The following is a 26,920-nucleotide window of genomic DNA, read 5'->3' as shown; positions in this document are numbered from 1 at the left end:
CTGTCGACCCAACTTCCGCCCACCGTGGTGGGGGGGGGCCCCCCCCCCCCCCCCCCCGGCCCCGGGGGGGGGGGGGGCGCGGCCCCCCCCCCCCCCCCCCCGCCCCACGTCAGGTGCCGGCCCCCGGCGGGCCCGTCGGGGAAAGACCCGAGGGAGGTAGGCCGGAGTCGTCGGTCAGCGCGCGGCCAGCGGTTGCCGGGCCGGGTCGACCGGGGCCGGCAGGGCACCCGTCCCGCCCAGGTGGGCGTGGATGGCGGCGGCCGCGGCCCGCCCCTCGGCGATCGCCCAGACGATCAGCGAGGCGCCCCGGTGCATGTCGCCGGCCACGAAGACGCCGTCGGCGTCGGTCTGCCAGTCCGGCCGGGCGTCGATCGCACCGCGCGCGTTGCGGCGCACCCCGAACTGGTCGAGCAGCGGCTGCTCCTCGGTGCCCTCGAAGCCGATCGCCAGCAGCACCAGGTCAGCCGGCAGCTCCCGCTCCGAGCCGGGCAGCGGGGTCACGATGCGTCGCCCGTCGCGCTTCTCCACGGTCACCTCGGCGATCCGCACCGCCCGCACCTGGCCGGTGCCGTCGTCGACGAACTCCTGCACCGCGACGGCGAAGACCCGCTCGCCGCCCTCCTCGTGCGCCGGGTAGCTGCGCAACAGCCAGGGCCACGTGGGCCATGGGTCCCGGGCCTCGTCCCGCGCCTGCGGCGGCTGCGGGTAGAGGTCCAGCTGGTGTACGCCGGCCGCGCCCTGGCGGTGCGCCACGCCCAGGCAGTCCGCCGCCGTGTCGCCGCCACCGATGATCACGACGTGCTTCCCGGCCGCGTCGATCGGCTTGCCGTCGGGCAGCACCGCCGTGTCGGGTCGGCCGCCCGCCGCCGCGGCGACCACCCGGTTGGCCGCGACGAGATGGTCCATCGCCTGGTGTACGCCACGCAGCCCGCGACCCGGGGTCTCCGGGGTGTCCCGGCCCTGCAACGCGCCGCAGGCGAGCAGCACGGCGTCGTGCTCGGCGCGCAACTGCTCGGCGGTGACGTCGACACCGACGTTCACCCCGGTGCGGAAGCGCACGCCCTCGGCGGTGAGCTGGGCCAGTCGCCGGTCGACGTGGACCTTCTCCAGCTTGAAGTCCGGGATGCCGTACCGCAGCAGGCCGCCGATCGCGTCGTCGCGCTCGTACACCGTCACGGCGTGACCGGCGCGGGCGAGCTGCTGGGCGGCGGCGAGACCGGCGGGCCCGGAGCCGACCACGGCCACCGACCGGCCGGTCGGCGTCGCCGCCGGACGTGGCGACAGGCCGCCCCGCGCGACAGCCGCGTCGGCGATCTCCACCTCGACCTGCTTGATGGTGACCGGCGCGCCCCCGCCGATGCCGAGCACGCAGGCCGCCTCGCAGGGCGCCGGGCAGAGCCGGCCGGTGAACTCGGGGAAGTTGTTGGTGGCGTGCAGCGAGTCCACCGCGGCGTCCCAGTTGCCGGTACGGACCAGGTCGTTCCAGTCCGGGATGCGGTTGCCCAGCGGGCAGCCGTCGTGGCAGAACGGGATGCCGCAGTCCATGCAGCGGGTCGCCTGCTCGCGGATGAGCTCCTCGCCGGCCGGCGGGTACACCTCGCGCCAGTCGCTGATCCGCACCGGCACCGGGCGGCGCGCGGGCAGCCGCCGGTCGTAGCGCAGGAAACCGTTCGGGTCAGGCACGAGCCACCTCCTGGACCGTCACCCGCTGGGCGGGCACGGTCGACACGGACTTCGCGGCGGGCGCGAGTGCGCTCATCACCGCGTCGTCGACGTCGCGGCCGGCGGCTTCGGCGGCCCGCATGATCTCCAGCACCCGGCGGTAGTCCCGGGGCACCACGGCGGTGAACTCCGCCACCGCCTCCGGCCAGCGCTTGAGCAGCCCCTCGGCGACCGCCGAGTCGGTCTCGGCGAAATGTCGCTGCACCAGCTCGTGCAGCACCGCCTGTTCCTCCTCGGACAGCGGCGCCAGGTCGACCAGCTCCGTGTTCACCCGGCGGCGGTCCAGCTGGTGCACGAACGCCGTGCCGCCGGACATGCCGGCGGCGAAGTTGCGTCCCGTCGGGCCCAGCACCACCACGGTCCCGCCGGTCATGTACTCGCAGCCGTGGTCGCCGACGCCCTCGACGACGGCCACCGCGCCGGAGTTGCGCACCGCGAACCGCTCCCCCACCCGGCCGCGCAGGAACAGCTCGCCCGCCGTGGCCCCGTACAGGATGGTGTTGCCGGCGATGGTCTGGTCCTCGGCCCGCTGCCCCGGCGCGGCGTCGCCGTCGACGAACGGGGCGGCGGCGTCGGGCCGCACGACGAGCCGACCGCCGGAGAGGCCCTTGCCCACGTAGTCGTTGGCGTCGCCGTGCAGCCGCAGGGTGACCCCGCGCGGAAGGAACGCGCCGAAGGACTGCCCGGCGGTGCCACTCAGCGTGAACTCGATCGTGTCGGCGGGCAGGCCGGCCCCACCGAAGCGGCGGGTCACCTCGCCGCCGAGCATCGCGCCGACGCTGCGGTCGCCGTTGCGCACCGCGACCTCCACCCGCACCGGCGTACGGTCGCGCAGCGCCGGCCCGGCCAGGGCGATCAGCTCGTTGTCCAGCGCCAGCTCCAGCCCGTGGTCCTGGGCGCGTACGCCCCGGCGCGCGGCCCCGGCCGGCAGCTCCGGCAGGTGCAACACGGGGGTCAGGTCGAGCCCGCCGGCCTTCCAGTGCGCGATCGCCGGGGCGACGTCGAGCAGCTCGGTCTGCCCGATGGCCTCCTCGATCGACCGCAGGCCCAGCTCGGCCAGGTAGCCGCGGACCTCCTCGGCGAGGAACAGGAAGAAGTTCTCCACGAACTCGGGCCGGCCGGTGAAGCGTTCCCGCAGCACCGGGTTCTGGGTGGCGATGCCGACCGGGCAGGTGTCGAGGTGGCAGACGCGCATCATCACGCAGCCCTCGACGATCAGCGGCGCGGTGGCGAAGCCGAACTCCTCGGCGCCGAGCAGCGCCGCGACCAGTACGTCCCGGCCGGTCTTGAGCTGCCCGTCGACCTGCACGGTGACCCGGTCGCGCAGCTTGTTGAGCAGCAGCGTCTGCTGCGCCTCGGCCAGCCCCAGCTCCCACGGGGTGCCGGCGTGCTTGAGCGAGTTCAGCGGGGAGGCGCCGGTGCCGCCGTCGTGGCCGGAGATGAGGATGACGTCGGCCTTGAGCTTGGCCACGCCCGCCGCCACCGTGCCGACGCCGACCTCGCTGACCAGCTTGACGTGCACCCGCGCGGACGGGTTGACGCACTTCAGGTCGTGCACGAGCTGCGCGAGGTCCTCGATGGAGTAGATGTCGTGGTGCGGCGGCGGGGAGATCAGGCCGACGCCCGGCGTGGCGTGCCGGGTACGGGCGATCCACGGCCAGACCTTGTTGCCGGGCAGCTGCCCGCCCTCGCCGGGCTTGGCGCCCTGCGCCATCTTGATCTGGAGGTCGTCGGCGTTGACGAGGTATTCGCTGGTCACGCCGAACCGGCCGCTGGCGATCTGCTTGACGGCGGAGCGGCGGGCCGGGTCGTGCAGCCGCTCGACGTCCTCGCCGCCCTCGCCGGTGTTGGACTTGCCGCCGAGCCGGTTCATGGCGATCGCCAGGGTCTCGTGCGCCTCCGCCGAGATCGACCCGTACGACATGGCGCCGGTGGCGAACCGCTTGACGATCTCCGTGGCCGGCTCGACCTCGTCGAGGGGCACCGGCGGTCGCACGCCCGTACGCAGGGTGAACAGCCCGCGCAGCGAGCCGGCCTGCGCGGCCAGCTCGTCGACCTTGGCGGTGTACCGGCGGAAGACGTCGTACTGGCGGCTGCGGGTGGCGTGCTGGAGCAGGAAGACCGTCTCCGGGTTGAACAGGTGCAGCTCGCCCTCGCGGCGCCACTGGTACTCGCCGCCCACCTCCAGCCGGTCGGACGCGGCAGCGCCCGGCGCAGGCCAGGCCAGCGCGTGCCGGGCGGCGACCTCGGCGTGGATGCCGTCCAGCCCGATCCCGCCGATCTTGCTCGGGGTGCCCCGGAAGTAGCGCTCGACCAGCCGGGAGTCCAGCCCGACGGCCTCGAAGACCTGCGCCCCGCAGTACGACGACACCGTCGAGATGCCCATCTTGGACATGATCTTCAGGACGCCCTTGCCGAGGCCCTTGACGTAGTTGCGGACCGCCTTGGCCGGTTCGACTCCGCTCAGCGCCCCCGTGGAGATCATGTCCTCCACCGACTCGAAGGCCAGGTAGGGGTTCACGGCCGCCGCGCCGTAGCCGATCAGCACCGCCGCGTGGTGCACCTCGCGGCAGTCGCCGGACTCGACGACCAGCGCCACCTGCGTGCGGGTCTGCTCGCGCACCAGGTGCTGGTGCACGGCGGCGGTGAGCAGCAGCGACGGGATGGGGGCGAGGTCGGCGTTGGAGTCGCGGTCCGACAGCACCAGGATGCGTACGCCATCCTCGATGGCCTCGGAGACGTGCCGGCAGATCTCGGTCAGCCGGGCCTTGATCCCGGCGCCGCCCTCCCGCACGCGGTAGAGCCCGGAGACCCGGACGGCCTTGAAGCCGGGCAGGTCGCCGTCCTCGTCGATGGAGAGGATCTTCGCCAGCTCGTCGTTGTCGATCAGCGGGTACGGCAGCACGATCTGCCGACAGCTCGCCGGGCCCGGGTCGAGCAGGTTGCCCTCCGGCCCGATGGTCGACGCCAGGCTGGTCACCAGCTCCTCGCGGATGGCGTCCAGCGGCGGGTTCGTGACCTGCGCGAAGAGCTGGTGGAAGTAGTCGTAGAGCAGCCGTGGCCGGGTGGAGAGCGGGGCGATCGGGGTGTCGGTGCCCATCGAGCCGAGCGGCTCGACGCCCGTGCGCGCCATCGGCGCGAGCAGGATCTTCAGCTCCTCCTCCGTGTAGCCGAAGGTCTGCTGGCGGCGGCGTACCGAGTCGTGGGTGTAGACGGTGTGCTCTCGCGGGGGCAGGTCGGTCAGCTCGATCAGGCCGGCGTGCAGCCAGTCGGCGTACGGCTGCTCGGCCGCCAGCTCCGCCTTGATCTCGTCGTCGTGCACGATCCGGCCGGCGACGGTGTCGACCAGGAACATCTTCCCCGGCTGGAGGCGGCCCTTGGCGACGACCCGGGCCGGGTCGAGGTCGAGCACGCCCGCCTCGCTGCCCAGCACCACGAGCCCGTCGTCCGTACGCCACCAGCGCCCCGGGCGCAGCCCGTTGCGGTCCAGCACGGCGCCGACGACCTCGCCGTCGGTGAAGGCGACCGACGCCGGCCCGTCCCACGGCTCCATCAGGCTCGCGTGGAAGCGGTAGAAGGCGCGCTTGTCGGCGGCCATGTCCGGGTCGTTCTCCCACGCCTCGGGAATCATCATCAGCACGGCGTGGGGCAGGCTCCGCCCGGCCAGGTGCAGCAGTTCGAGGACCTCGTCGAAGTTCGCCGAGTCGGAGGCGGCGGGGGTGCAGACCGGGAAGACCCGGCGGATGTTGCCCGGCAGGTTCGGGGTACGCAGCAGCGCCTCGCGGGCCTGCATCCAGTTCCGGTTGCCCCGGATCGTGTTGATCTCGCCGTTGTGCGCGATGAGCCGGTACGGGTGCGCCAGCGGCCAGGAGGGGAACGTGTTGGTGGAGAACCGGGAGTGCACCAGCGCGATCGCGCTCTCGACCCGCTCGTCGGTCAAATCCGGATAGAACGCCGGGAGCTGGTCGGGGGTGAGCATGCCCTTGAACACCATGGTCCGCGCCGACAGCGACGGGAAGTACGCCGGCACGCCCCGCTCGGCGCTCTCCCGCTCGGCCTGCTTGCGTACGCAGAACGCGACCCGTTCCAGCTCGACGCCGCCCAGCCGCGACCCGGCCGGCCCGGCCGGCGTACCGGTGAGCCGGTGCGCGGTGAGGAAGAGCTGCCGGACCCGGGGCATCGCCGCCAGGGCGGTCTCGCCGAGGCCGTCCGCGTCGACCGGCACGTCCCGCCAGCCGAGCACGTCGGCCCCCTCGACCAGCGCGTACTTCTCCACGACGCGGCGGGCGCGGGCCTCAGCATCGTCGTCGTCGGGCAGGAAGACCAGGCCGGTGGCGTACTCGCCGGCGGGCGGCAGCGGGAAGTCCACCACCGCGCGCAGGAACGCGTCCGGGATCTGGATCATGATGCCGGCGCCGTCGCCGGTGTTCGGTTCCGCGCCCCGGGCTCCCCGGTGGTCCAGCCGGCAGAGCGCGTCGAGGCCGTTGGCCACGACCGCGTGCGAGCGCCGCCCGTACAGGTCCGCCACGAAGGCCACGCCGCAGGCGTCGTGCTCCTGCGCGGGATCGTAGAGCCCGGCCGCGGGCGCCCCGGGGCCGAGGTGCGGGGGCTGCTCCGGGCTGCTGTGAGGGTACGGAAAGGCCACCGGGCCTCCTGTCGTCACTCAGGGTGGATCTCGATCGGGACGACGTCGGCCCTCAAGGGTCTATTGAGTCTACGTTAGGGTCCCGAGCGCAAGGCCAGTGCAGATTGATCACACCTTCCAAACTCTGGGACGTGTAGTCTCGCTCGGTGGATCTTCTGCGCACGGACCTGTTCGGCCGGTTGGAACGGTTCTACGACGCGGTGCCCCGGGATGCGGCCCGGACGGAGCAGCACGGCGCCCTCGTACTGTTCGTCCGGGAGGGCGCCGGATGGCCGTTCTACGCCCGACCCCGGCTCGACGCCACCGAGACGCCGTCGCTGGCCGACGTCGCGGCGGTACGGCAGCGCCAGCGCGAGCTCGGCCTGCCCGAGGCCTTCGAGTGGGTGCACGAGATGAGCCCCGACATGCTGCCCGTGGCCCGCTCGGCGGGGCTGTCGGTGCTGGAGGCGCCGCTGATGGTGCTCGACCCGGCCGCCCTGCCCGACCCGGGCACCCTCACGGACGTACCGGTGCGGATGCTCGACGCGACGGAGCCCGGCTTCGCGGCCGACGTGGCGGCGCGGCGCGCGGTCGCCGCCGTCGGGTTCGCCGCGGCCGGCACCGACCGCGGCGAGGCCGGGCCCGCCCAGCGGGACGCCGCGATGGCCGAGCTGGACGAGGCGGCGCTGGACGAGGAGCGCGCCTGCGTCGCCGACGGCCGGCGACTGTCGGCGCTGGCGGAGACGCCCACCGAGGGCGCGCTGGCCAGCGGAATTGCGATGCGGGTCCGCGACGTCGCCGAGATCGCCGGCGTGGCCACCCTGCCGTCCGCCCGCCGCCGTGGCCTGGGCGCGGCGGTCACCGCCACGCTGGCCCGCGAGCTGCTGGCCGCCGGCACCAGCCTGGTCTTCCTCTCGGCGGGCAGCGAGGACATCGCCCGGGTCTACGTCCGCGTCGGCTTCCGCCGCGTCGGCACCGCCTGCATCGCCGAACCCACCCCGGTAACCCCCTGACCCAGCCCCCAGCCCGGTCGATCATGCAGTTCTGGTGCCCGCTTCATCCCCTGTGACACCCTTTGTCCACCACCACAACTACATGATCGACGGCGGGAACGGGCGGGGCACGCGGGGACGGGTCAGGTTGGGGGGCGCCACTGGGCGGCCGTGTTGGCGGCCGTGGAGAGCAGGCGCGGGTTCAGGGTGCCGAGGGCGGCGTCGCGGGCGCGCAGGGCCAGCGGACCCCGGGCCTTCAGCACCGCCGACATCCGGCGGGCCTGCCGGACCACCGTCGCCGCCCGGGGCCGGCGCGCCCGGTCGTACGCCACCACCGCGTCGGGCAGCCGGGACTCGCGCAGCAGCGAGGCGAGGGTGGCGGCGTCCTCGAAGGCGAGGCAGGCGCCCTGGCCGAGGTGCGGCGGCATGGCGTGCGCGGCGTCGCCGAGCAGCACCACCCCACCCGGGCCGGCCGGGAAGCCGTACGACCTGGGCAGCGGACGCAGCTCGCGGATCTCCTGCTGGACCAGGTCCGTCGGGTCCGTGGCGTCGAGCAGGTCGGCGATCGGCGCGGGCCAGCCCGCGTACCAGCGGCGCAGCAGGGCGAGCTGGGTCTCCGGCGGCTCGGGGCGGGGCGCGCCGACGGCGGTCGCCACCCAGTAGATGCCGCCCCGGCTGGAGGCGCCGGAGGAGCCACGCTCGCCGAGCGAGGCGGACACGAAGCGGTAGCCGGCGCCGAGCACCTCGCCGCCGACGGGCTGGTCGGCGGGCAGCTTCGGGGCCCGGTACCAGGGGATCACCGCCCGCCAGGCGGCACAGCCCGAGCTGACCACCCCGGACCCCGGGGCGAGTTGCCGGCGCAGCTCGCTGTCGGTGCCGTCGGCGGCGACGACCAGGTCAGCCTCGAAGGTGTGCCGGCCGTCGCCGACCGAGGGCCGCTCACCGGAGGCGGCGCGGACCGTGCGCACGCTCACCCCCGTACGCAGCTCGACCTCGTCGCCCAGGCCGGCGATCAGCGCGTCGTGCAGGTCCTCCCGGTGCACCACCACCGGCATCCGGTCGGCCGGGGTGGGGCGGGGCTGCACCAGCCAGTGCCCGTCGGGGCGGCGCACCCCGCCGTCGGGCAGCGGTGTGGCGATCGCCTCCAGGCCGGCGCCGAGGCCGAGGGCGCGCAGCGCGCGTACGCCGTTGGGCCAGAGCACCACGGCGGTCGGCTCGGGACGCACCCGGTCGGCCCGCTCCAGCAGGGTCACCCGCCAGCCGGAGCGGGCCAGCGCGCCGGCGACCGCGAGGCCGCCGATCCCGGCGCCGACCACGACCGCGCTACGCATGGGGTGCTCCTCCTCAGCTGTCGCGGTCGGCGGGCCGGGCGCCCGTGGCCCCGGCCCGGTCCTCCGAGGTCTGCCCGGCGGACGCGGCGCCGTCCCGGGCCGCCCCGGATCCGGCCTCGTCGCCGCCCGCTCCGGGGGTGGCCTCTTCCCCGCTCGCGCCGGAGGCGGTCTCGTCGCCGCCCGGTTCGGCCGGCGTCTCGCCGGTCTCCCGCCAGTGCCGGTACTGCTCCTCGCTCACCACCCGGTAGCCCTCCGGGGCCGCCGGCTGGGCGCCGGCCTCCCGCGCGGACAGGTCGACCTGGGAGACGTCGGATTCGACCGCCGGCTCCGGCGTCGCGGCGGCGCCGATCGGGATGACGTACTCCCGGGGGCCGCGCACCCGCACGAAGTAGATCAGGGCGCCGAGGAAGACCAGGCCGGCGGTCCAGACGTTCAGGCGTACGCCGAGGATGGTGTTCGCCTCGTCGGTGCGCATCAGCTCGATCCAGAACCGGCCGGCCGTGTAGCCCATCACGTAGAGCGCGAACGCCCGCCCCCGGCCGAGGCGCAGCTTGCGGTCGAGCACGAGGACGAGCGCGGCCACGCCGAGGTTCCACAGCAGCTCGTAGGCGAACGTCGGGTGGTAGAGGCCCGGTTCGAGGATCGGCTGACCGGCGTCGTCGCGCAGGGCGTGGCCCGGATTGTCCGGGTCCATCCGGTGGATCTCCAGCCCCCAGGGCAGGCTGGTCCGGCCGCCGTAGAGCTCGTTGTTGAACCAGTTGCCGAGCCGGCCGATCGCCTGCGCCAGCGGCAGGCCGGGGGCCAGCGCGTCGGCGACCACCGCGAACGGGATGCCGAGCTGCCGGGCCGCGAGCCACGCGCCGACGGCCCCGCCGGCCACCGCGCCCCAGATGCCGAGACCGCCCTCCCAGATGGCGAACGCCTTCATGGGGTCGCCGCCGGTGCCGAAGTATTTCTCCGGCGAGGTGATCACGTGGTAGATGCGGGCGCCGACGATGCCGGCCGGAACCGCCCAGACCGCGATGTCGAGGACCGCTCCGGGGGCGACGCCGCGCTGGCGCAGCCGCCGCTCGGTGACCCAGCAGGCCACCACGATGCCGAGGATGATGCACAGCGCGTACGCCCGGATCGGCACCGGTCCGAGCTGCCAGACGGCGGTGCTGGGGCTGGGCAGGGCCGCCTGGGGGGTCAGCGAGGCGTAGGTCACGGGTGCACACGCTACCGCCGAAGACCCCTTCGGTGGCACCCGGTCCGCCGTCCACCGCTTTCGGCGGCCTCCGGTCAGCCGGTCGGGGTGCGGACGCCCTCGGCGAGTTCCGTGCTCAGCGCGCGCAGGGCGGCCAGCCCGGACGCCTCGTCCGGCGCGTCGAGCACACAGCGCACCAGGGCGCTGCCGACGATGACGCCGTCGGCGTACCCGGCCACGGTGGCGGCCTGCGCGCCCGTGCCGACGCCCAGCCCGACGCCGACCGGCAGGTCGGTGACCTCCCGTACCCGGGACACCAGGACGGGCGCCGCCTCGGACGTCTGCGCGCGGGCGCCGGTGACGCCCATGATCGCGGTGGCGTAGACGAAGCCCCGGCAGTGTCCGGCGGTCATCGCCAGCCGCGCGTCGGTCGAGGACGGCGACACCAGGAAGGTGCGGTCCAGCCCGTACGCGTCCGAGGCGGCGAGCCACTCGCCCGCCTCCTCGGGGATCAGGTCCGGCGTGATCAGGCCGGTGCCCCCGGCCGAGGCCAGGTCGCGGGCGAAGGCGTCGACGCCGTAGCGCTCCACCGGGTTCCAGTAGGTCATGGTGACCACGGCCGCCCCGGTGGCCGCGACCGCCTCGATGACGCGCAGCGCGTCGCGCGTGCGTACGCCGCCGGCGAGGGCGATGTCGCTGGCCTTCTGGATCACCGGGCCGTCCATCACCGGATCGGAGTACGGGATCTCCACCTCGATGACGTCTACCCCGGCGGAGACCATCGCCTTCATGGCGGCGATGCTGCCCTCGACGGTCGGGAAGCCGGCCGGCATGCAGCCGACCAGCACGGCCCGCCCGTCGGCGCGGGCCTTGTCGAAGGCCACCCCGATCCGGCTCACGTTCTCACTGCTCCTTGTCGAGGATGCCGAAGTAGTCGCCAGCGGTGTGCACGTCCTTGTCGCCCCGGCCGGAGAGGTTGACCACGATCGTCGGCTCCCGGCCCAGCTCGGCGGCGAGCTTCGGGGCGACCGCGAGGGTGCCGGCGAGCGCGTGCGCGCTCTCGATCGCGGGGATGACGCCCTCGGTGCGGCAGAGCAGTTCGAACGCGGCCATCGCCTCGTCGTCGGTGACCGGCAGGTAGGTCGCGCGGCCGCTGTCGTGCAGCCAGGCGTGCTCCGGCCCGACACCCGGGTAGTCGAGCCCGGCGGAGATCGAGTGCGACTCGCAGGTCTGCCCGTCGTCGTCCTGGAGCACGTACGTCCGGGTGCCGTGCAGCACCCCGGCGGAGCCGCCGGTGATGCTGGCGGCGTGCCGGCCCGTCGCGACGCCGTCGCCGCCGGCCTCGAAGCCGTAGAGCCGCACGTCGGGGTCGCCGACGAAGGCGTGGAAGATGCCCAGCGCGTTGGAGCCGCCGCCGACGCAGGCGGTGACGGCGTCCGGCAGCGCGCCGGTCAGGTCGAGGCACTGCTGGCGGGCCTCGTCGCCGATGCCCCGGACGAAGTCGCGCACCAGCGCCGGGAAGGGGTGCGGCCCGGCGGCGGTGCCGATCAGGTAGTGGGTCTCGTCGACGTTGGCGACCCAGTCGCGCATCGCCTCGTTCATCGCGTCCTTGAGGGTGCGCGAGCCGGTGGCGACGGGGACGACGGTGGCGCCGAGCATCCGCATCCGGGCCACGTTGAGCGCCTGCCGCTCGGTGTCGACCTGGCCCATGTAGACCACGCACTCCAGGTCGAACAGGGCGGCGGCGGTGGCGGTGGCGACGCCGTGCTGGCCGGCGCCGGTCTCCGCGATCACCCGGCGCTTGCCCATCCGCCGGGTCAGCAGGGCCTGGCCGAGCACGTTGCGCACCTTGTGCGCCCCGGTGTGGTTGAGGTCCTCCCGCTTGAGCAGCACCCGCGCCCCCGCCCTGACGGAGAACCGGCGGGCCTCGTAGAGCAGCGAGGGGGTGCCGGCGTAGTCACGCAGCAGGGCGGCGAACTCGGCCCGGAACGACTCGTCGGCCATCGCCGTGCGGTGCGCGGCCTCCAGCTCGTCCAGCGCCGCGACCAGCGCCTCCGGCACGAACCGGCCGCCGAAGCGGCCGAAGTGACCGGCGGAGTCGGGCAGCGAACCGGCCGGGGCGCCCAACTCGCTGCGCTCGCTCATGCCGGCACTCCGCTGCGCTCCGTGCCGCCACGAGGCACCACCGCGCTGAACCTGACGATTCGCTCGCTGCGCTCGCTCATGGGGATCGTCCTCTCGGTGCTGAGGAACCGGCGCGGGGTCAGCGCACCGGGCGGGGCGTGGCCGGGTGGTTGCCGGCGTTGACCAGCTCGGCCACCGCCTCGCGGGGACTCTTCTGGGTGACCAGGCCCTCGCCGACCAGGACCGCGTCGGCGCCCGCCGAGGCGTAGCGGATGAGGTCGTGCGGGCCACGCACCCCCGACTCGGCGATCTTGACGACGCTGCTGGGCAGGCCGGGCGCGATCCGCTCGAACACCGAGCGGTCGACCTCCAGGGTACGCAGGTTGCGGGCGTTGACCCCGATCACCTGGGCACCGGCCTCCAGGGCACGGTCGGCCTCCTCCTCGTCGTGGACCTCGACCAGTGCGGTCATGCCCAGCGACTCGATGCGCTCCAGCAGGCCGACGAGGGCGTTCTGCTCCAGGGCGGCGACGATCAGCAGCACCAGGTCGGCGCCGTGCGCGCGGGCCTCGTGCACCTGGTAGCTGGAGACCACGAAGTCCTTGCGCAGCACCGGGATGCCGACGGCGGCACGTACGGCGGCCAGGTCGTCGAGCGAGCCCCCGAACCAGCGGCCCTCGGTGAGCACGCTGATCGCCCGCGCGCCGCCGGCGGCGTACTCGCCGGCCAGCTCGGCCGGGTCGGCGATCTCGGCCAGCCGCCCCTTCGACGGCGACGAGCGCTTCACCTCGGCGATCACCGCGACGCCCGACTTGCGCAGGGCCGCGTACGCGTCCAGCGGCGGCGGCGCGGCGGCGGCCAGCTCGCGGATCCGCTCCAGCGGAACCTGCTCCTGCCGCCGGGCGACGTCCTCACGCACGCCGGCCAGGATCTCGTCGAGCACGCCTACGGACGCTGCCGGACCGGCCTCGTCGCCCTCCGCGTGCGCATGCTCAGCAGTCACCAACGGACTCCCCTCTCCGGGTGTCATGGGCCGATGCTAGGGGGCGCCACCTGGCGACAAGCGCCGGGGGTATGGCGTGCCTCACGGAATGGGCTCGGGCATAATGGCCGACCTCCGGTGAACGGAATGTCACGCTGGGCGATCACGCCCATTGACGGACAGCGCTCTCCGGCCACCCCGCCTCCTCCCGGTCATCGACGTGATCCTATCTGCTGTGGCGGCCGGCCGCCGGGCACGGCGCCGACCGCCGGCACCGGGCCGCGCGTGTGACCTACCTCAAGGTCGAACGGCCCTTTCCCAGGTGGCGGCCCCGGAAGCAGAGTTGACGTGTCGGTCACCACGGCGAAACGTGAGCCAGCCAGCATCGTCCTCGGGCAGACTCGATGACGCGCCTGCCCACCGCCGTCGAACGATCCTCCGCAGGGTGATGATCATGAGCAATGTCGAGCCGCACCAGACCATCGGACTGACGACCGTCTCGCGTACCGTCGCGTCGCTCGCCGTCGGCGTCGTGCACACGCTGGAGCGCGCCGTGGTGGGCGAGGCACGGATGCGCACGGCGCGGGGCAACGCCTGGGAGGCGGTCTGCGCCGACCGCGCCCGGGCCGAGCAGCGGGCCGAGCTCGACCGCCTGGTGGCGGAGCTGGCGGCGGCCCGCGCCGCCGCCCGCGAACGCCAGCCGGTCAGCTGACCGTCGGGTCCTCGCCCCGGTCCAGCGCGTCCCACGCCTCGGTGGTCTGCCGGCCCGTGACCCGCCCGCCCTCGCCCCGGGCGGCCGGGAGGGCGTCGCCCGCGGAGCGCCGCTCGTAGCGGGCACCCATCGCCGGCCACCGCCGGCCCCGCGCCGCCGTCAGCAGCCCGCCCGCCGTGGCGAGCACCCCGCCGAGCAGGCAGAGCGCCGGCCACTGCCGGGCGACCTCGCCGTCGAACGCCGCGACCAGGCCGTAGCCGCCGCCGGCGGCCACCGCCACGCCGAGCGCGCACAGCAGCCCGCCCAGCAGCCGCCGCGCCCGGCCCCGGGTGGCGAGCACGGCGCCCCCGCCGGCCAGCCCGACCAGCGCCAGCGCCGGCAGCCAGGGCAGCAGGCCGGCGCCCGTGCGGACGTCGCGTACCGGCGGCAGCGGGGTGGGCCGGGCCGTCAACTCGACCGCCCAGGTGCGGGTCGACGCCCACAGCGCCAGGCCCGCGCCGGCCACGCAGAGCAGCACGGCGTACGTCAGCTCGCGCCGGCCCGTGACCGCCCGGTCGCGCTCCTCGGCCTCGGCCGTCGCGGCGGTCGCCGGTTCGCCGCCGCGCGGCTCCGCGGCGGTCACCGGGCGGGCCGGAGGGTCTCGGCGGCGGCGATGGCGGCGAGTACGGCGGCGGCCTTGTTCTGGGTCTCCTGGTCCTCGGCGGCCGGATCGGAGTCGGCCACCACCCCCGCCCCGGCCTGCACGTACGCCCTGCCGTCGCGCATCAGCGCGGTGCGGATGGCGATCGCCATGTCGAGGTCGCCCCCGAAGCCGAAGTAGCCGACGGTACCGCCGTAGAGGCCCCGCCGCACCGGCTCCAGTTCCTCGATGATCTCCATGGCCCGCACCTTCGGCGCACCGGAGAGGGTGCCGGCGGGGAAGGTCGCGGCCAGCGCGTCGAAGGCCGTGCGGTCCTCACGCAGCGTGCCGACCACGGTCGAGACGATGTGCATGACGTGGCTGTAGCGCTCGATGGTGGCGAACTCCGGCACCTCCACCGTGCCCGGGCGGCAGACCCGGCCCAGGTCGTTGCGGCCCAGGTCGACCAGCATCACGTGCTCGGCGCGCTCCTTCGGGTCGGCGAGCAGCTCCGCGGCGAGACGGGCGTCGGCCTCGGGGGTGCCGCCGCGCGGCCGGGTGCCGGCGATCGGGTGCAGCAGCGCCCGCCGCCGCCCCTCGGCGTCGCTGGTCACCTTCAGGTGCGCCTCCGGCGAGGACCCGACGATGTCGAAGCCGTCGAAGCGCAGCAGGTACATGTACGGGCTGGGGTTCGTCGTGCGCAGCACGCGGTAGACGTCCAGCGGGTCGGCGTGCGTCTCCCGCTCGAACCGCTGGGCCAGCACGATCTGGAAGCACTCGCCGGCCCGGATCGCCTCCTTGGCCGCCTCGACGGCCTTCGGGTAGCCGCCCTCGGGCGTACGGCTGCGTACCTCGCCCGCCGGGGGTCGCTCGACGGTCGACACCATCGGCGGGATCGGCCGGGACAGCGCGGTGGTCATCGCGTCGAGCCGCCCGACCGCGTGGTGGTACGCCGCCGTGACCCGCGCGTCGCGGTCCGGCTCGTCCAGCGGCGGCAGGATCGCGTTGGCGACCAGGATCGCCGAGCCGTCGTAGTGGTCCAGCACCACCAGGTCGGCGGCGAGCATCATGCCCAGCTCGGGCACGCCCAGGTCGTCCTCGGTCAGCTCGGGCAGCCGCTCGAAGCGCCGGATCAGCTCGTAGCCCAGGTAGCCGACCATGCCCCCGGTCAGGGGCGGCATGCCGCTGGCCGCGTCCCACGCCGGGCCGGCGAGCGCCTCGACGGTCTCGCGCAGCACGCGGACCGGGTCGCCGGAGGTGGGCAGCCCGGCCGGTGGGTGGCCCGTCCACACCGCGGCACCGTCGCGCTCGGTGAGCGTGGCGCTGCTGCGTACGCCGATGAACGAGTAGCGCGACCAGGCCATGCCGGCCGAGCCGACGCCCTGCTCGGCGGACTCCAGCAGGAACGTCCCCGGGCCGCCGGCGAGCTTGCGGTAGACGCCGACCGGGGTCTCCGCGTCGGCGAGCAGCCGGCGGGTGACCGGGACGACCCGCCAGCGGGCGGCCAGCCCGGCGAAGGTGGCGAGGTCCGGGCTGGCCGCGCCGTCGGTGCGGGCGCCCCCGCCGGGCGTCGCGCGCTGCGTGCTCACCGGGCCCCCGCCCCTTCCCCGCCGACCGGCAGCTCCGTGAAGAAACAGGTGCGGTGCCCCGTGTGGCAGGCCGCGCCGACCTGGTCGACGTCGACCAGCAGCGCGTCGCCGTCGCAGTCCAGCGCCACCGCCCGGACGTACTGGTGGTGCCCCGAGGTGGCGCCCTTCACCCAGTACTCGCGGCGGCTGCGCGACCAGTAGGTGGCCCGGCCGGTGGTCAGGGTGCGGTGCAGCGCCTCGTCGTCCATCCAGGCGACCATCAGCACCTCGCCGGAGTCGTGCTGGCGGACCACGGCGGCCACCAGGCCGTCGGGGGTGCGGCGCAGCCGGGCGGCGATGGCCGGGTCGAGCCGCGACGGGCGGAGCGCGCCGTCGGCCGCGGGCTCCTGCGGACTGGGGTGGGCGCCGGTCGCGGGCGCGTCAGGTACGGGCACAGTGACCCATTGTCCCGCACGCGGGGCGGGCACGGGCGACGGCTCCCGCCGGGGCCGTGGCGGCCGGTGGGCGGGCCGGGTCAGCTGGTCGACGTAGCGGTCCAGCCGGCCGTCGGTCAGGGCGGCGGCCAGGTCCGCGCCGGCGACCCGCGCGACCTCGGCGGCGTACGGGCGGATCAGCGGCAGGACGCCGCCGACCAGGCGGGCCGCGGCGGCGCAGAGCTGGCCGACGGAGCCGGGCCGCAGGCCGAGGCAGAGCAGCAGGTCCGCCCGGTAGTTCGGGGGCGCCACCGGCAGGTCGAGGGCGGCGGCGAAGGCCGCCCGGCGCGACACCACCCGCACCGTGGGGTTTGCCAGCCGGAGCACGGACGGGCAGAGCCGCGCCAGGTCGGCGGCGGCCAGCCGGACGCCGAGGTGGTCGTCGGCGTCCCGCGCGCCGGCCACCTTGCCGAGCGTCGCGATCAGCTCCTCCAGCTGCGGTTCGCCGGCGGGCTGGCAGAGCACCGGCAGGTCGATGCGGGGCCGCCAGTGCGGGTCCGCCCACAGCAGCCGGGCCGGTGCCACCACCGGCAGCCCGAACGCCCAGTCGGCGGGCTCGCCGAGGCGGGTCAGCCAGGAGCGGACGTCGCGGGCGGCCACCGAGACGTGGGTCAGTCGCCCGTCGTGCTCGGCCAGGAAGGCCCGGCGGGCGGCGTACGGCGCCCCGCTGACGAGCACGTCGACATCGACGTCGCTGTGCGCGGTGGCGGCCCGGCGGGCGTGACTGCCGCGCAGCATGATGCCGACCACGGGCTGGTCGGCACCGGCCCGCAACCGAGCCGCCCATTCGCCGAGGAACCTCTCGTCCGGTGACGCAGCGTGACCCACGGCGCCATCGTGCCGTACGCCCGATCAGGGCGCAATGCCCGGTGGCATGCCTGATGCCCGTTGCCGGACCCGCTGTCCGGGTCCGAAGGCTAATGCCCGACCATCCCCGTCGCCGCTTCGGGGTACGCACCGGCGATCGTTGCGACGCCGTGGACGTCTCCACTAGCGTCGAGTTCAACGCGTGATGAGTTTCTCCCCGGGAGGCGCGGTGGACGAGGCGATCGCCGTACGCGACCTGGTCGTCGAGCGGGGCGGGCGGCGCGTGCTGCACGGCGTCAGCGCGTCCGTGTCACGCGGGCTGGTCACCGGGCTGCTCGGCCCGAGCGGCAGCGGCAAGACCACGCTGCTGCGGGCGGTGGTCGGCGTGCAGGTGGTCGACGCCGGCACGGTGACCGTGCTCGGCCGCCCCGCCGGGTCCCCGGAGCTGCGCCGTCGCGTCGGCTACCTCACCCAGGCGCCCAGCGTCTACGCCGACCTGACCGTACGGGAGAACGCGCGCTACTTCGCCGCGCTGCACGGCCGGGGCCGCGCCGACGCCGACCGGGCGGTCACCGACGTCGGGCTCGGGTCGGCGGCGGGGCAACTCGTCGGCGCCCTCTCCGGCGGGCAGCGCAGCCGGGCGTCGCTGGCCTGCGCCCTGGTCGGGGAGCCCGAACTGCTCGTCCTCGACGAGCCGACCGTCGGTCAGGACCCGGTGCTGCGCGCCGACCTGTGGGCCCGGTTCCACGCCATGGCCGCCGCCGGCACCACCCTGCTGGTCTCCAGCCACGTCATGGACGAGGCGGCCCGCTGCGACCGGCTGCTGCTGATCCGTGAGGGGCGGCTGATCGCCGACGACACCCCCGACGCGGTCCGCGCCGCCGCCGGCACCGACGACCTGGACGAGGCGTTCCTGCGGCTGATCAGGGCCACGGCGGGCGGGACCGGGCGGGAGGCGTCGTGAACCCCCGGATCCTGGCCGCCACCACCGGCCGCATCCTGCGCCAGCTCCGCCACGACCGGCGCACCGTGGCGCTGCTGCTGGTTGTCCCGTCGGCGCTGCTCGCCCTGGTCCACTCCATGTACGTCGACCAGCCCGCCCCGCCGGGGCAGCCGTCCACGTTCGACCGGGTGGCCCTCGTGATGCTCGGCTTCTTCCCCTTCGTGGTCATGTTCCTGGTCACCAGCATCGCCATGCTGCGCGAGCGCACCACGGGCACGCTGGAGCGGCTGCTCACCACCCCGCTGGGCAAGCTCGACCTGCTCTTCGGCTACGGCATCGCGTTCGGGCTCGCCGGGGTGCTCCAGGCGGCCGTCGCGTCCGTGGTCGCGTACGGGGTCTTCGGGCTGGACACCGCCGGTCACAGCGGACTGGTGGTCATGATCGCCGCGCTGAACGCCGTACTCGCCGTCGCGCTCGGGCTGTTCTGCAGCGCCTTCGCCCGCACCGAGTTCCAGGCCGTGCAGTTCATGCCGGTCGTGGTGGTGCCGCAGTTGCTGCTCTGCGGGCTCTTCGTGCCCCGGGGCGAGATGGCCGGCTGGTTGCAGGCGGTCAGCGACGCGCTGCCCCTGTCGTACGCCGTCGGGGCCCTCCAGCAGGTCGGCGCGCACGCCGAACCGACCGGCACGATGTGGCGGGACGTGGCGGTGGTCGCCGGCGCGGCGGCGCTGGCGCTGGTGCTCGCGGCGGCCACCCTGCGGCGGCGCAGCGGCTGAGCGGCTCCCTGGACGCGGCGAGGAGCGGCGATGGCACGGCGGACCGGACGGCGCCCCGGCAACCCGGACACCCGGCGGGCCATCCTCGACGCGGCCCGCGCCGCCTTCGCCGAGCGGGGCTTCGACGGGGCCTCGATGCGGGCCGTCGCCGCCGCCGCAGGGGTGGACCCGGCGCTGGTGCACCACTACTTCGGCGGCAAGGACCAGCTCTTCCTGGCCGCGATGCACGTGCCGGTCGACCCGGCCGAGCTGCTGCCGGGGGTGCTGGCGGGCGACCGCGCGGGTCTCGGGGAGCGGCTGGTGCGCGCCTTTCTCGGCGTCTGGGACTCCCCGGCCGGCACCGCCGGCGTGGCCCTGCTGCGCTCGGCGGTGAGCAACGAGTGGACCGCCCGGCTGCTGCGGGAGTTCCTGGTCACCCAGGTGCTGCGCAGGATCCTCGACCAGCTCGACGTCGATCCGGTCGAGCTGCCGCTGCGCGGCTCGCTGGTGGCCAGCCAGCTGATCGGGGCGGCCATGATGCGGCACGTGGTCCGGTTGGAGCCGTTCGCCTCGGCCGCCCCGGAGACGCTCGTGGCGGCGATCGGCCCCACCGTGCAGCGCTACCTGACGGGGGACCTCACCGAGGGCCTCGCCGGCTGACCGTACTCCTCAGGACTGGTCGGCGTGCCGGGGTGCGGCGTGGCGGCAGACCATCGGGTGCAGGATCCGGGTCAGCTCCGCCTGGCAGTCGAGCGGACGCGGGAACGCCAGGCGGACGCGGCGGCGGGCACCCGGCCGGCCGTGGCTGACCAGCAGGCCGTACCGGTCGATCCGGACCACCCGGGGCGCGACGTCGTCGGTGAGGCCCAGCTGGCGGCGCAGGTAGCCGGACACCTCGGCGGAGTGGTGGTCGGCGAGGTCGGCCAGCAGGTCCGCCTCGACGGCGTGCAGCGGGTCGGGCTCCGCCTCGGCGTATGCCTCGGGGTCGACGCGGTGGACGCTGTCGCCGTGCTCCCAGCGGGCCTCGACCACCTCGAAGCGGTGCAGCCGGAACCGGGTGCCGACGTCGAGCAGGTCACCGGCCGGCTCGACGGCCGCGAAGTCGAGCGCGGCGCGGCGTTCCTCGTCGCCGTCCAGCCGTGCCGCCCAGCCGGAGACCCAGGCCCGGCCGAGGCTGGGCGCACCGGCGGCGGGCGGCAGGTCGAGCACGTCCAGCACCAGCGCGATCTCGGTCTCGCCGTCGACGGGGCGCAGCGCGGCGGCGAAGTCACTGACCACCGGCACCAGCAGCAGCACCCGGCCGTCCGGGTCGGTCACGTGCCGGACCTGGTGCGGGCCGGGCCGGTGTGCGACGTGGGCGAGGCCGGGCAGCCGGCCCGCGACGAGGGTGCGGACGATCTCCGCCGGGCTGGGCCGCATTGACGCCTCCTTAGTAGGTTAGCCTTACCTAACTTGGAGACTAGAGCACCGGATCGGAGACGTCCAGCGTGAACCACCCCAGGCCCAAGGCCCGTCTCTCCCGCGCCCTCGGCATCCCACTGACCCGCAAGTGCGTGCGGTACGTCGAGCGGCGCCCCTACCCGCCCGGAGTGCACGGCCGGCAGCGCCGCCAGACCTCGGACTACCAGGTGCGGCTGCTGGAGAAGCAGCGCCTGCGCCACCAGTACAACGTCAGCGAGACCCAGCTGCGGCGCGTCTTCGACGAGGCCGCCCGGGGCGCGGGCAAGACCGGCGACAGCCTGGTCACCCTCCTCGAACGACGGCTCGACGCGGTGGTGCACCGGGCCGGCCTGGCCCGCAGCATCTACCAGGCCCGGCAGTTGGTCGCGCACGGCCACTTCACCGTCGACGGGCGCAAGGTCGACCGGCCGTCGTACCGGCTGCGGCCGGGACAGGTGGTGGCCGTCCGCGAACGCAGCCGCGCGTCCGTGCCGTTCCAGCTCGCCGCCGCGGGCGCCAACGCCACCGAGGGCCCCGGCCAGCCGTACCTGTCGGTGGAGCTGGCCGAGCTGCGCACCACGTTGCTGCGCGAGCCCGCCCGGCACGAGGTGCCGGTGATCTGCGACGAGCAGTTGGTGGTGGAGTTCTACTCCCGCTGAGCGCCGCACGTCCCGCTGAGCGCCGCACGCGGCCCGGCGCACGGCCGGGCCGCGCCGGGCCGGGTCCGCTCAGCGCGGGCCCGGCCAACGGGCAGACTCAACGGGCCGGCTCAGCGGGGCCGCTCGGCCGGGTCCCGCTCAGCGGGTCTGCTCCAGCCAGGAGGCGTAGAGCAGGCCGTAGACGGACTCCGGGTCGCGGACCAGCTCGTCGTGCGGACCGCGCTGCACGATCCGGCCCCGGTCCACCACGATCACCTCGTCGGCGGCCTGCGCGGTGGAGAGCCGGTGCGCGATCGCGAGGGTGGTACGCCCCCGGGTCACCGCGTCCAAGGTGCGTTGCAGCCGTACCTCCGTGGCCGGGTCGACGGCGCTGGTCGCCTCGTCCAGCACCAGCAGGTCCGGGTCGGCCACGTACGCGCGCGCCAACGCGACGAGCTGCCGCTCGCCCACGCTCAACGCCTCGCCGCGCTCCCCCACCGGGGTGTGCAGGCCCGACGGGAGCCCGTCCAGCCAGTCCGCCAGCCCCAGCTCGGTGAAGGCCACCGCGAGCTGCTCGTCGGTCAGCTCCGGACGCGCGAAGCGGACGTTCTCCGCCACGGTGGCGTCGAAGAGGAAGCCGTCCTGCGGCACCATCACCACCCGCGAGCGCAGCGAGGCGAACCGGACCTGCTCCAACGGCACACCCGAGAGCAGCACCTGGCCGGCGGTCGGATCCATCAGGCGGGTGAGCAGCTTGGCGAAGGTGGTCTTTCCGCTGCCGGTCTCCCCGACGACCGCCACCCGGCTCTTCGCCGGGATCTCCAGGCTGACGTCGTGCAGCACGGGCGGACCCCCCGGATACGCGAACCGCACCCCCGCGAAGCGGATGTCCAGCGGACCGGACGGCAGCTCACGCCCCTGCTCCCCCGGGTCGGCGACATCGGGCTCGACGTCCAGCACGTCCAGCACCCGGCGCCAGCCCGCGATGGCGTTCTGCGCCTCGTTGAGCACCTCGGTGGCGATCTGCACCGGCTGGATGAAGAGCGTGACCAGGAAGAGGAAGGCGGTCACCTCACCGATGCTCAGGGTGCGGTCGGCGCCGAGAGTCACTCCGAGCACCACCACGCCGGCCAGCGCCAGCCCGGCCGCCAGCTCGCCGACCGAGCTGCCCATGATGCTGATCCTGATCGCCCGCTGCTGGGCCCGCCGCTGGCCGTCGATCGCCGCGTCCAGCCGGCGGGCCGTCCGGCCGGCGATCCCGTACGCCCGGATGACCGGCGCCCCGACCACGCTCTCCCCGATCGCGCCCAGCAGCGTGCCGGTGCGCTGCCGGACCACCCCGTACGCCCCGGCGAGGCGGCGCTGGAGCAACCGGATCACGAACACGGCGGGCAGGAAGGCGGCGAAGACCACCAGCGTCAGCTGCCAGGAGTACACGAACATGACCAGCGTGGTGATCACCAGCTGACCGAGGTTGATCACCAGGATCACGCCGCCCCACTGGAGGAACTGCGTGATCTGGTCGACGTCGCTCGTCACCCGGGAGACCAGTGAACCGCGCCGCTCCGACTGCTGGTGCAGCATCGACAGGTCGTGCACGTGCCGGAAGGCCCGGATCCGCACGTTGGCCAGGGCGGTCTCGCTGACCGTGAAGAGCCGCCGCATCATCAGGTAGCCGCAGAGCGTGGTCACCACCAGCACGGCGGCGGTCGCGGCGACCACCGTCCAGACCACGCCCAGGTCCAGCCCGCCGACGATGCCGTTGTCGATGCCCTGCTGCACCGCCACCGGGACCGCCGCCCGGCCGACCATGTAGACCAGGGCCAGCCCGAGCGTGCCGGCGAGGCCCACTCGCAACTCAGGGGAGAGCGCCAGGCCGCGACGCAGCGTCTGCCAGGTCGTCTCGGACGTCTCCGGGACGTCGGCGGTCTCGGCCTCACGTGCCGCGTCCGTGGTGGTAGTAACGCTCACCGGGCTGGCCTTTCGTTCGCGACTGCGGGGCTCCGCTGCGCTGCACTCCTCGCGCTCACCGGGCTGGCCTTTCGTTCGCGACTGCGGGGCTCCGCTGCGCTGCACTCCTCGCGCTCACCGGTCCACCTCGATTTCCAGGCCCGACGTCAGCGGGGCGACCTCGTCGTACGTCTCGGCCTTGCTGTGGTCGACCTCGGCCTGCTCGTAGGCGGTGACCAGGTCGGCGTAGCCCGGCACGGTGGCCAGCAGCTCGGTGTGCGGGCCACGGGCGAGCACCCGGCCCTGTTCCAGGTAGACCACCTCGTCGGCCAGTGCGATCGTGGCCCGCCGGTAGGCGACCACCAGGATCGACGCGGCCGGCGCACCGGCCTCCCCCGCCGAGGCGCGCAGCCCCGCCAGGATGGCCGCCTCCACGCGGGGGTCGACGGCGCTGGTCGCGTCGTCGAGGACCAGCAGGCGCGGCCGGCCGGCGAGCGCGCGGGCCAGGGTGAGCCGCTGCCGCTGGCCGCCGGAGAGCGAGGTGCCCCGCTCGCCGACCTTCGTGTCGAGCCCCTCGGGCAGGGCCGCGACGAAGCCGTCCGCCTCCGCCAACCGCAGCGCGGCCCAGACGTCGTCGTCGCCGATGCCCGGCCGGTCCAGGGTCACGTTCGCCCGCACCGTGTCGTCGAAGACGAACGGCACCTGGGCGACCAGCGCGGCGGTGCCCGCCAGCGACGCGGCGCTGAGCCGGCGCAGGTCCACCCCGTCCAGGCACACCGTGCCGGCCAGGGGGTCGACCAGTCGTACGGCCAGCGAGGCGATCGTCGACTTGCCGGAGCCGGTCGGCCCGACCAGGGCGACGGTCCTGCCGGCGGGCACGGTGAAGGTGACGTCGCCGAGCACCTCCGTGCCGGGCAGGTGCGCCTCGGCCGGCTCGTAGCCGAACCGCACGTCGGCGAACGTGAGGGTGGCCGGGCGGGGCTCCGTCACGTCGAGCGTCGTGTCGCCGTACGTCATCTCGCCGGTGGCGTCGAGGACCCGCCGGACCCGGTCCCAGCCGGCGACGCTGCGCGGCAGCTCGGCCAGCACCCAGCCGATGGCCCGGACGGGGAACGCCAGCACCGTGAAGAGGAAGGCGATGCTGACCAGCTCGGCGACGCTGATCGCGCCCTGCCGCAGCCGCACCGACCCGACCACCAGCACCGCGAGGGTGCCCAGACTGGGCAGGGCCTCCAGCAGCGGGTCGAAGACGCCGCGCAGCCGCCCGACCGCCACCAGCGAGTCGCGCAGCTCGCCCGCGCGGGCGGCGAACCGGTCGGTCTCCTGCGCCTCGCGGCCCATCGTCTTGACGACCAGCGCGCCGTCGAAGCTCTCGTGCGCGATGCCGCTGACCTCGGCGCGCAGCCGCTGCGCGCGGGCCTGACGGGGTGCCATCCGGCGGGAGTAGGCGACGTTCAGCGCGAAGAGCGCCGGGAAGACCGCGAGGCCGACCAGGGCCAGCGCCCAGTCGGTGGCGAAGAGCGACGCCACCGCGCCGACCAGCATCACCAGGGTGCCGACCGCGAACGGCAGCGGGGCGATCGGGTACCAGGCCGCCTCGACGTCGGAGTTGGCGTTGGACAGCAACGTGCCGGTGGCGTTGCGGTGGTGCCAGGACAGCGGCAGCTCCAGGTAGCGGCGGGTGACCCGGCGCCGGTAGGCGGCCTGGAGGCGGTACTGCATGTAGCCCGCGCCGAGGCGGCGACCGAAGATGCCGGCCACCCGGAGCACGCTGATGCCGAACAGCGCGACGGCCGCCAGGGCCAGCCCGCCGACCCCGACCGCGCCGCGCTCGATCGCGGGCACCACCACGTCGCCGACCACGGCACCCACCACGAAGGCGCTGGCCACCGTCATGGCGCCGAAGAGAACGCTGCCGCTGACGGCGACCGCGAAGATGCGCGGCTCTTCCCGGATCGCCCGCCCGAGGACGGCCAGCCCCCGAACCAGCACGTCCCGACTTGTCCTGCTCGCCACGCTCTCCCCCGCCGTAAGCCACAATTATCTTCCTCATCCTTACCGGTCGGGGCCAGCTCCGCCGCCCCGGCGCGCTATGTCCGCCGTCACGGCGGCAGCGTCCACGTCGACGGCGAGTTCCACCGGCGGCCGGCGCACTGACGCGCCGAACAAGCCGTACGCGCCTACGATCGGAGCCATGCCGTGGTACGCCCGATCGGAGCGCGAGGCGCTCGTCGACCTGATGCAGACGCTGGGACCGGACGCGCCGACGGTCAACGAGGGCTGGTCCACCCGCGACCTCGCCGCCCACCTGGTGCTGCGCGAACGGCGGCCCGACGCCGCGGGTGGCATCCTGCTCCCGCCGCTGCGCGGCTACGGCGAGCGGGTGCGCCTGCGCATCGCGGCCCGCCCCTGGCCGCTCCTGCTCGACCAGGTGCGCCGGCCGCCGGCGTGGAGCCCGGTCAGCAACCCGCTCACCGACGAGCTGGCCAACACGCTGGAGTTCTTCATCCACCACGAGGACGTACGCCGGGCCCGCCCCGGTTGGCTCCCCCGCGACCTGGCGGCAGGGCTGAACAAAGCCCTCTGGAAGCGTTGCGGCGGGCTCGCCCGGCTGGCGCTGCGCCGGTTCCCGGCGGACGTCTTCGTCCAGGCGCCCGGCTACGGGGAGCTCTCCGTCGGCCGGGGCGGCGAACCCGTGCGGGTGGTCGGGGCGCCCGGCGAGCTGACCCTGTTCCTCAGTGGCCGGCAGCGGGTGTCCCGGGTGCAGATCGACGGGCCGCCGGCACAGGCGGAGCGGCTCCGGGGCAGCGACCTGGGCATGTGACCCAGTGTGCGGAAATGGTCACAGAGGAGCAGGAGACGAGGTCTCCCCAGTGACCGCAGCCGATCTCTGCTCACGTACGCTGTCCCCCCGTAGTCCCGCGGGGGGACAGCGCGACAGGGGGCACCATGCGGACCTTTGCGGTCTCGGCGCTACGGGAACCCCCCTTTCCCGCGCGCCAGCACGACGCCACCGACCGGGTGGCGCGGGAGAGCACCGAATGGGCGCTCGACCACGGGCTGATCAGTAACGGGCACCGGCTGCACCGACTGCGCCGGGCCGACGCCGCCGGGCTGGCCGGGCGGGCCTGCCCGGACGGCCCGATCGACGGGCTGCGGCTGCTCGCCGACCTGATCTCCTGGCTGTTCGTCATGGACGACGCCTGCGACGAGGACGGCCTCGGCGACTCCCCCACCCGGCTGGCGCCCACCATCGCCGCGCTGCTGGACGTGCTGGACGGTCCGGAGGGGCGGCCCGACGAACCGGCCACCACGGCCGGGCCGCTCGGCGAGGCGCTGGGCGACCTGTGCCGGCGGGCCCACGCCACCGGTGGACCCGCGGCACTGCTGCGCTTCCGCGGCGAGGTACGCGAGTACCTGCTGGCGCTGCTCTGGGAGGCGGCGAACCGGGAGCACGGGCGCGTGCCGGGGCTGTCCGAGTACGCCCAGATGCGCCGGCACACCGGCGCGGTCCACCCCAGCTTCACCCTCACCGAACTGGCCGCCGGGGCGCTGCCGGGCGCGGCGCAGCGCACCGAGCCTTCCCTGGTCGCCCTCGACCTGCTCGCCGCCGACCTCGTCTGCTGGTGCAACGACGTCTTCTCGTACGGCAAGGAGCACCTCGCCCAGCCGGACGTGCACAACCTGGTCGTGGTGATCGCCGCGGGGCGCGCGGACGGCGACGAGCCGGCGGCCCTGCGGGCGGCGGCCGACCGGTTCAACGCGACCCTGTCGGCGTACCTGGGGACGGAGGCCGCGCTGCTGGCCGCCGGGGACGACGACCTGCGGCCGGCCCTCACGGCGCGGCGCAACTGGATCCGGGCCACCTACGACTGGTCGCTGCGGGCGGCCCGGTACGCCTGAGCCGGGCCGCCATCTTGCGAGACGTGGCCCAGCCGTGATCCACAGGGCTAGCCGATGTCCGGGGGCAGGCAATACTCTTCGGTAACGAACGCCGACGTGACCATGGTCACGTCATCCCACCCCCGAAGGCGGC

At 74.8% G+C, this 26,920-nt stretch carries 21 protein-coding genes and 1 pseudogene; 8 read left to right on the top strand and 14 right to left on the bottom strand.

The genetic code is table 11. The annotated features are described in order from the left end of the window. Positions 1 to 174: 174 nt before the first annotated feature. Positions 175 to 1,683 carry a glutamate synthase subunit beta gene (locus ACGFIG_RS13210; RefSeq protein ID WP_393002318.1) on the bottom strand — a complete coding sequence of 503 codons (1,509 nt, stop codon included), beginning with the start codon at positions 1,681 to 1,683 and terminating at the stop codon, positions 175 to 177. Next, positions 1,676 to 6,367: a glutamate synthase large subunit gene (gene gltB / locus ACGFIG_RS13205; RefSeq protein ID WP_393002316.1), complete on the bottom strand. Its 4,692-nt coding sequence runs from the start codon at positions 6,365 to 6,367 to the stop codon at positions 1,676 to 1,678. The genes ACGFIG_RS13210 and gltB overlap by 8 nt, the downstream gene beginning before the upstream one ends. Before the next feature lie 146 nt (positions 6,368 to 6,513). On the opposite strand from gltB, the gene ACGFIG_RS13200 reads away from it, so the two are divergent. Beyond that, positions 6,514 to 7,359 carry a GNAT family N-acetyltransferase gene (locus ACGFIG_RS13200; protein WP_393002314.1) on the top strand — a complete coding sequence of 282 codons (846 nt, stop codon included), beginning with the start codon at positions 6,514 to 6,516 and terminating at the stop codon, positions 7,357 to 7,359. Between the two features lie 122 nt (positions 7,360 to 7,481). Here ACGFIG_RS13200 and ACGFIG_RS13195 read toward each other — a convergent pair whose 3' ends face one another. From ACGFIG_RS13195 to trpC, 5 genes are all read right to left on the bottom strand, one after another. Then, positions 7,482 to 8,669 carry an FAD-dependent oxidoreductase gene (locus ACGFIG_RS13195; protein WP_393002312.1) on the bottom strand — a complete coding sequence of 396 codons (1,188 nt, stop codon included), beginning with the start codon at positions 8,667 to 8,669 and terminating at the stop codon, positions 7,482 to 7,484. A gap of 13 nt (positions 8,670 to 8,682) precedes the next feature. After that, entirely contained in the window at positions 8,683 to 9,876 is a 1,194-nt protein-coding gene (lgt, locus tag ACGFIG_RS13190; protein ID WP_393002310.1) for a prolipoprotein diacylglyceryl transferase, read from the bottom strand. 74 nt (positions 9,877 to 9,950) lie between these two features. After that, positions 9,951 to 10,754 (bottom strand): tryptophan synthase subunit alpha, encoded by an 804-nt coding sequence (gene trpA, locus ACGFIG_RS13185; protein ID WP_393002308.1) that lies wholly within the window; start codon positions 10,752 to 10,754, stop codon positions 9,951 to 9,953. Positions 10,755 to 10,758: 4 nt separating this feature from the next. After that, positions 10,759 to 12,000, bottom strand: a complete 1,242-nt coding sequence (gene trpB, locus ACGFIG_RS13180) for a tryptophan synthase subunit beta (protein WP_393002306.1) — start codon at positions 11,998 to 12,000, stop codon at positions 10,759 to 10,761. Positions 12,001 to 12,118: 118 nt separating this feature from the next. Then, entirely contained in the window at positions 12,119 to 12,922 is an 804-nt protein-coding gene (gene trpC, locus ACGFIG_RS13175; protein WP_393002921.1) for an indole-3-glycerol phosphate synthase TrpC, read from the bottom strand. A 493-nt stretch (positions 12,923 to 13,415) separates the two neighbouring features. On the opposite strand from trpC, the gene ACGFIG_RS13170 reads away from it, so the two are divergent. Then, on the top strand, positions 13,416 to 13,673 hold the full coding sequence (locus tag ACGFIG_RS13170) for a hypothetical protein (protein ID WP_393002304.1): 258 nt from the start codon (positions 13,416 to 13,418) through the stop codon (positions 13,671 to 13,673). On the opposite strand, the gene ACGFIG_RS13165 is transcribed toward ACGFIG_RS13170, so the two are convergent. From ACGFIG_RS13165 to ACGFIG_RS13150, 4 genes and pseudogenes are all read right to left on the bottom strand, one after another. Next, positions 13,666 to 14,295 carry a Trp biosynthesis-associated membrane protein gene (locus tag ACGFIG_RS13165; RefSeq protein ID WP_393002302.1) on the bottom strand — a complete coding sequence of 210 codons (630 nt, stop codon included), beginning with the start codon at positions 14,293 to 14,295 and terminating at the stop codon, positions 13,666 to 13,668. The two genes, ACGFIG_RS13170 and ACGFIG_RS13165, sit on opposite strands and share 8 nt — an antisense overlap. Then, positions 14,292 to 15,881 (bottom strand): anthranilate synthase component I, encoded by a 1,590-nt coding sequence (locus tag ACGFIG_RS13160; RefSeq protein WP_393002300.1) that lies wholly within the window; start codon positions 15,879 to 15,881, stop codon positions 14,292 to 14,294. The genes ACGFIG_RS13165 and ACGFIG_RS13160 overlap by 4 nt, the downstream gene beginning before the upstream one ends. Next, the gene (gene hisI, locus ACGFIG_RS13155; RefSeq protein WP_393002919.1) at positions 15,878 to 16,315 is read right to left on the bottom strand and encodes a phosphoribosyl-AMP cyclohydrolase; all 438 of its coding nucleotides are present in this window, start codon (positions 16,313 to 16,315) and stop codon (positions 15,878 to 15,880) included. Before hisI ends, ACGFIG_RS13160 begins: the two co-directional genes overlap by 4 nt. A 180-nt stretch (positions 16,316 to 16,495) precedes the next feature. Next, a pseudogene (locus tag ACGFIG_RS13150) lies at positions 16,496 to 17,092 on the bottom strand (phosphoribosyl-AMP cyclohydrolase); the annotation flags it as partial. A gap of 298 nt (positions 17,093 to 17,390) precedes the next feature. On the opposite strand from ACGFIG_RS13150, the gene ACGFIG_RS13145 reads away from it, so the two are divergent. Genes ACGFIG_RS13145 through ACGFIG_RS13135 form a run of 3 tightly spaced genes read left to right on the top strand, consistent with a single transcriptional unit; the run spans position 17,391 to position 19,516 of the window. After that, the gene (locus ACGFIG_RS13145) at positions 17,391 to 18,125 is read left to right on the top strand and encodes an ABC transporter ATP-binding protein (protein WP_393002917.1); all 735 of its coding nucleotides are present in this window, start codon (positions 17,391 to 17,393) and stop codon (positions 18,123 to 18,125) included. Next, positions 18,122 to 18,877 carry an ABC transporter permease gene (locus tag ACGFIG_RS13140; protein WP_393002298.1) on the top strand — a complete coding sequence of 252 codons (756 nt, stop codon included), beginning with the start codon at positions 18,122 to 18,124 and terminating at the stop codon, positions 18,875 to 18,877. The genes ACGFIG_RS13145 and ACGFIG_RS13140 overlap by 4 nt, the downstream gene beginning before the upstream one ends. A gap of 30 nt (positions 18,878 to 18,907) precedes the next feature. Then, entirely contained in the window at positions 18,908 to 19,516 is a 609-nt protein-coding gene (locus ACGFIG_RS13135; protein ID WP_393002296.1) for a TetR family transcriptional regulator, read from the top strand. A gap of 9 nt (positions 19,517 to 19,525) precedes the next feature. On the opposite strand, the gene ACGFIG_RS13130 is transcribed toward ACGFIG_RS13135, so the two are convergent. Further along, positions 19,526 to 20,275, bottom strand: coding sequence for a DUF2470 domain-containing protein (locus ACGFIG_RS13130; RefSeq protein ID WP_393002294.1), 750 nt, complete (start codon positions 20,273 to 20,275; stop codon positions 19,526 to 19,528). A gap of 68 nt (positions 20,276 to 20,343) precedes the next feature. On the opposite strand from ACGFIG_RS13130, the gene rpsD reads away from it, so the two are divergent. Continuing rightward, complete coding sequence (gene rpsD / locus ACGFIG_RS13125; RefSeq protein ID WP_393002292.1) at positions 20,344 to 20,955, top strand: 30S ribosomal protein S4; 612 nt, start codon at positions 20,344 to 20,346, stop codon at positions 20,953 to 20,955. A gap of 138 nt (positions 20,956 to 21,093) precedes the next feature. Here the strand turns inward: rpsD and ACGFIG_RS13120 are convergent, their stop codons facing one another. Next, positions 21,094 to 22,821 carry an ABC transporter ATP-binding protein gene (locus ACGFIG_RS13120; RefSeq protein WP_393002915.1) on the bottom strand — a complete coding sequence of 576 codons (1,728 nt, stop codon included), beginning with the start codon at positions 22,819 to 22,821 and terminating at the stop codon, positions 21,094 to 21,096. A 198-nt stretch (positions 22,822 to 23,019) separates the two neighbouring features. Beyond that, positions 23,020 to 24,900, bottom strand: coding sequence for an ABC transporter ATP-binding protein (locus tag ACGFIG_RS13115; RefSeq protein WP_393002290.1), 1,881 nt, complete (start codon positions 24,898 to 24,900; stop codon positions 23,020 to 23,022). Between the two features lie 178 nt (positions 24,901 to 25,078). On the opposite strand from ACGFIG_RS13115, the gene ACGFIG_RS13110 reads away from it, so the two are divergent. Further along, the gene (locus ACGFIG_RS13110; protein WP_393002288.1) at positions 25,079 to 25,708 is read left to right on the top strand and encodes a TIGR03085 family metal-binding protein; all 630 of its coding nucleotides are present in this window, start codon (positions 25,079 to 25,081) and stop codon (positions 25,706 to 25,708) included. A 125-nt stretch (positions 25,709 to 25,833) separates the two neighbouring features. Further along, positions 25,834 to 26,787: a terpene synthase gene (locus tag ACGFIG_RS13105; RefSeq protein WP_393002286.1), complete on the top strand. Its 954-nt coding sequence runs from the start codon at positions 25,834 to 25,836 to the stop codon at positions 26,785 to 26,787. Positions 26,788 to 26,920 lie beyond the last annotated feature (133 nt).

Source organism: Micromonospora sp. NPDC049048 (assembly GCF_043197615.1).
Classification (GTDB): Bacteria; Actinomycetota; Actinomycetes; order Mycobacteriales; family Micromonosporaceae; genus Micromonospora.
The sequence above is the reverse complement of the archived record's forward strand: the minus strand, read 5'-3'. Positions and strand labels throughout refer to the sequence as shown.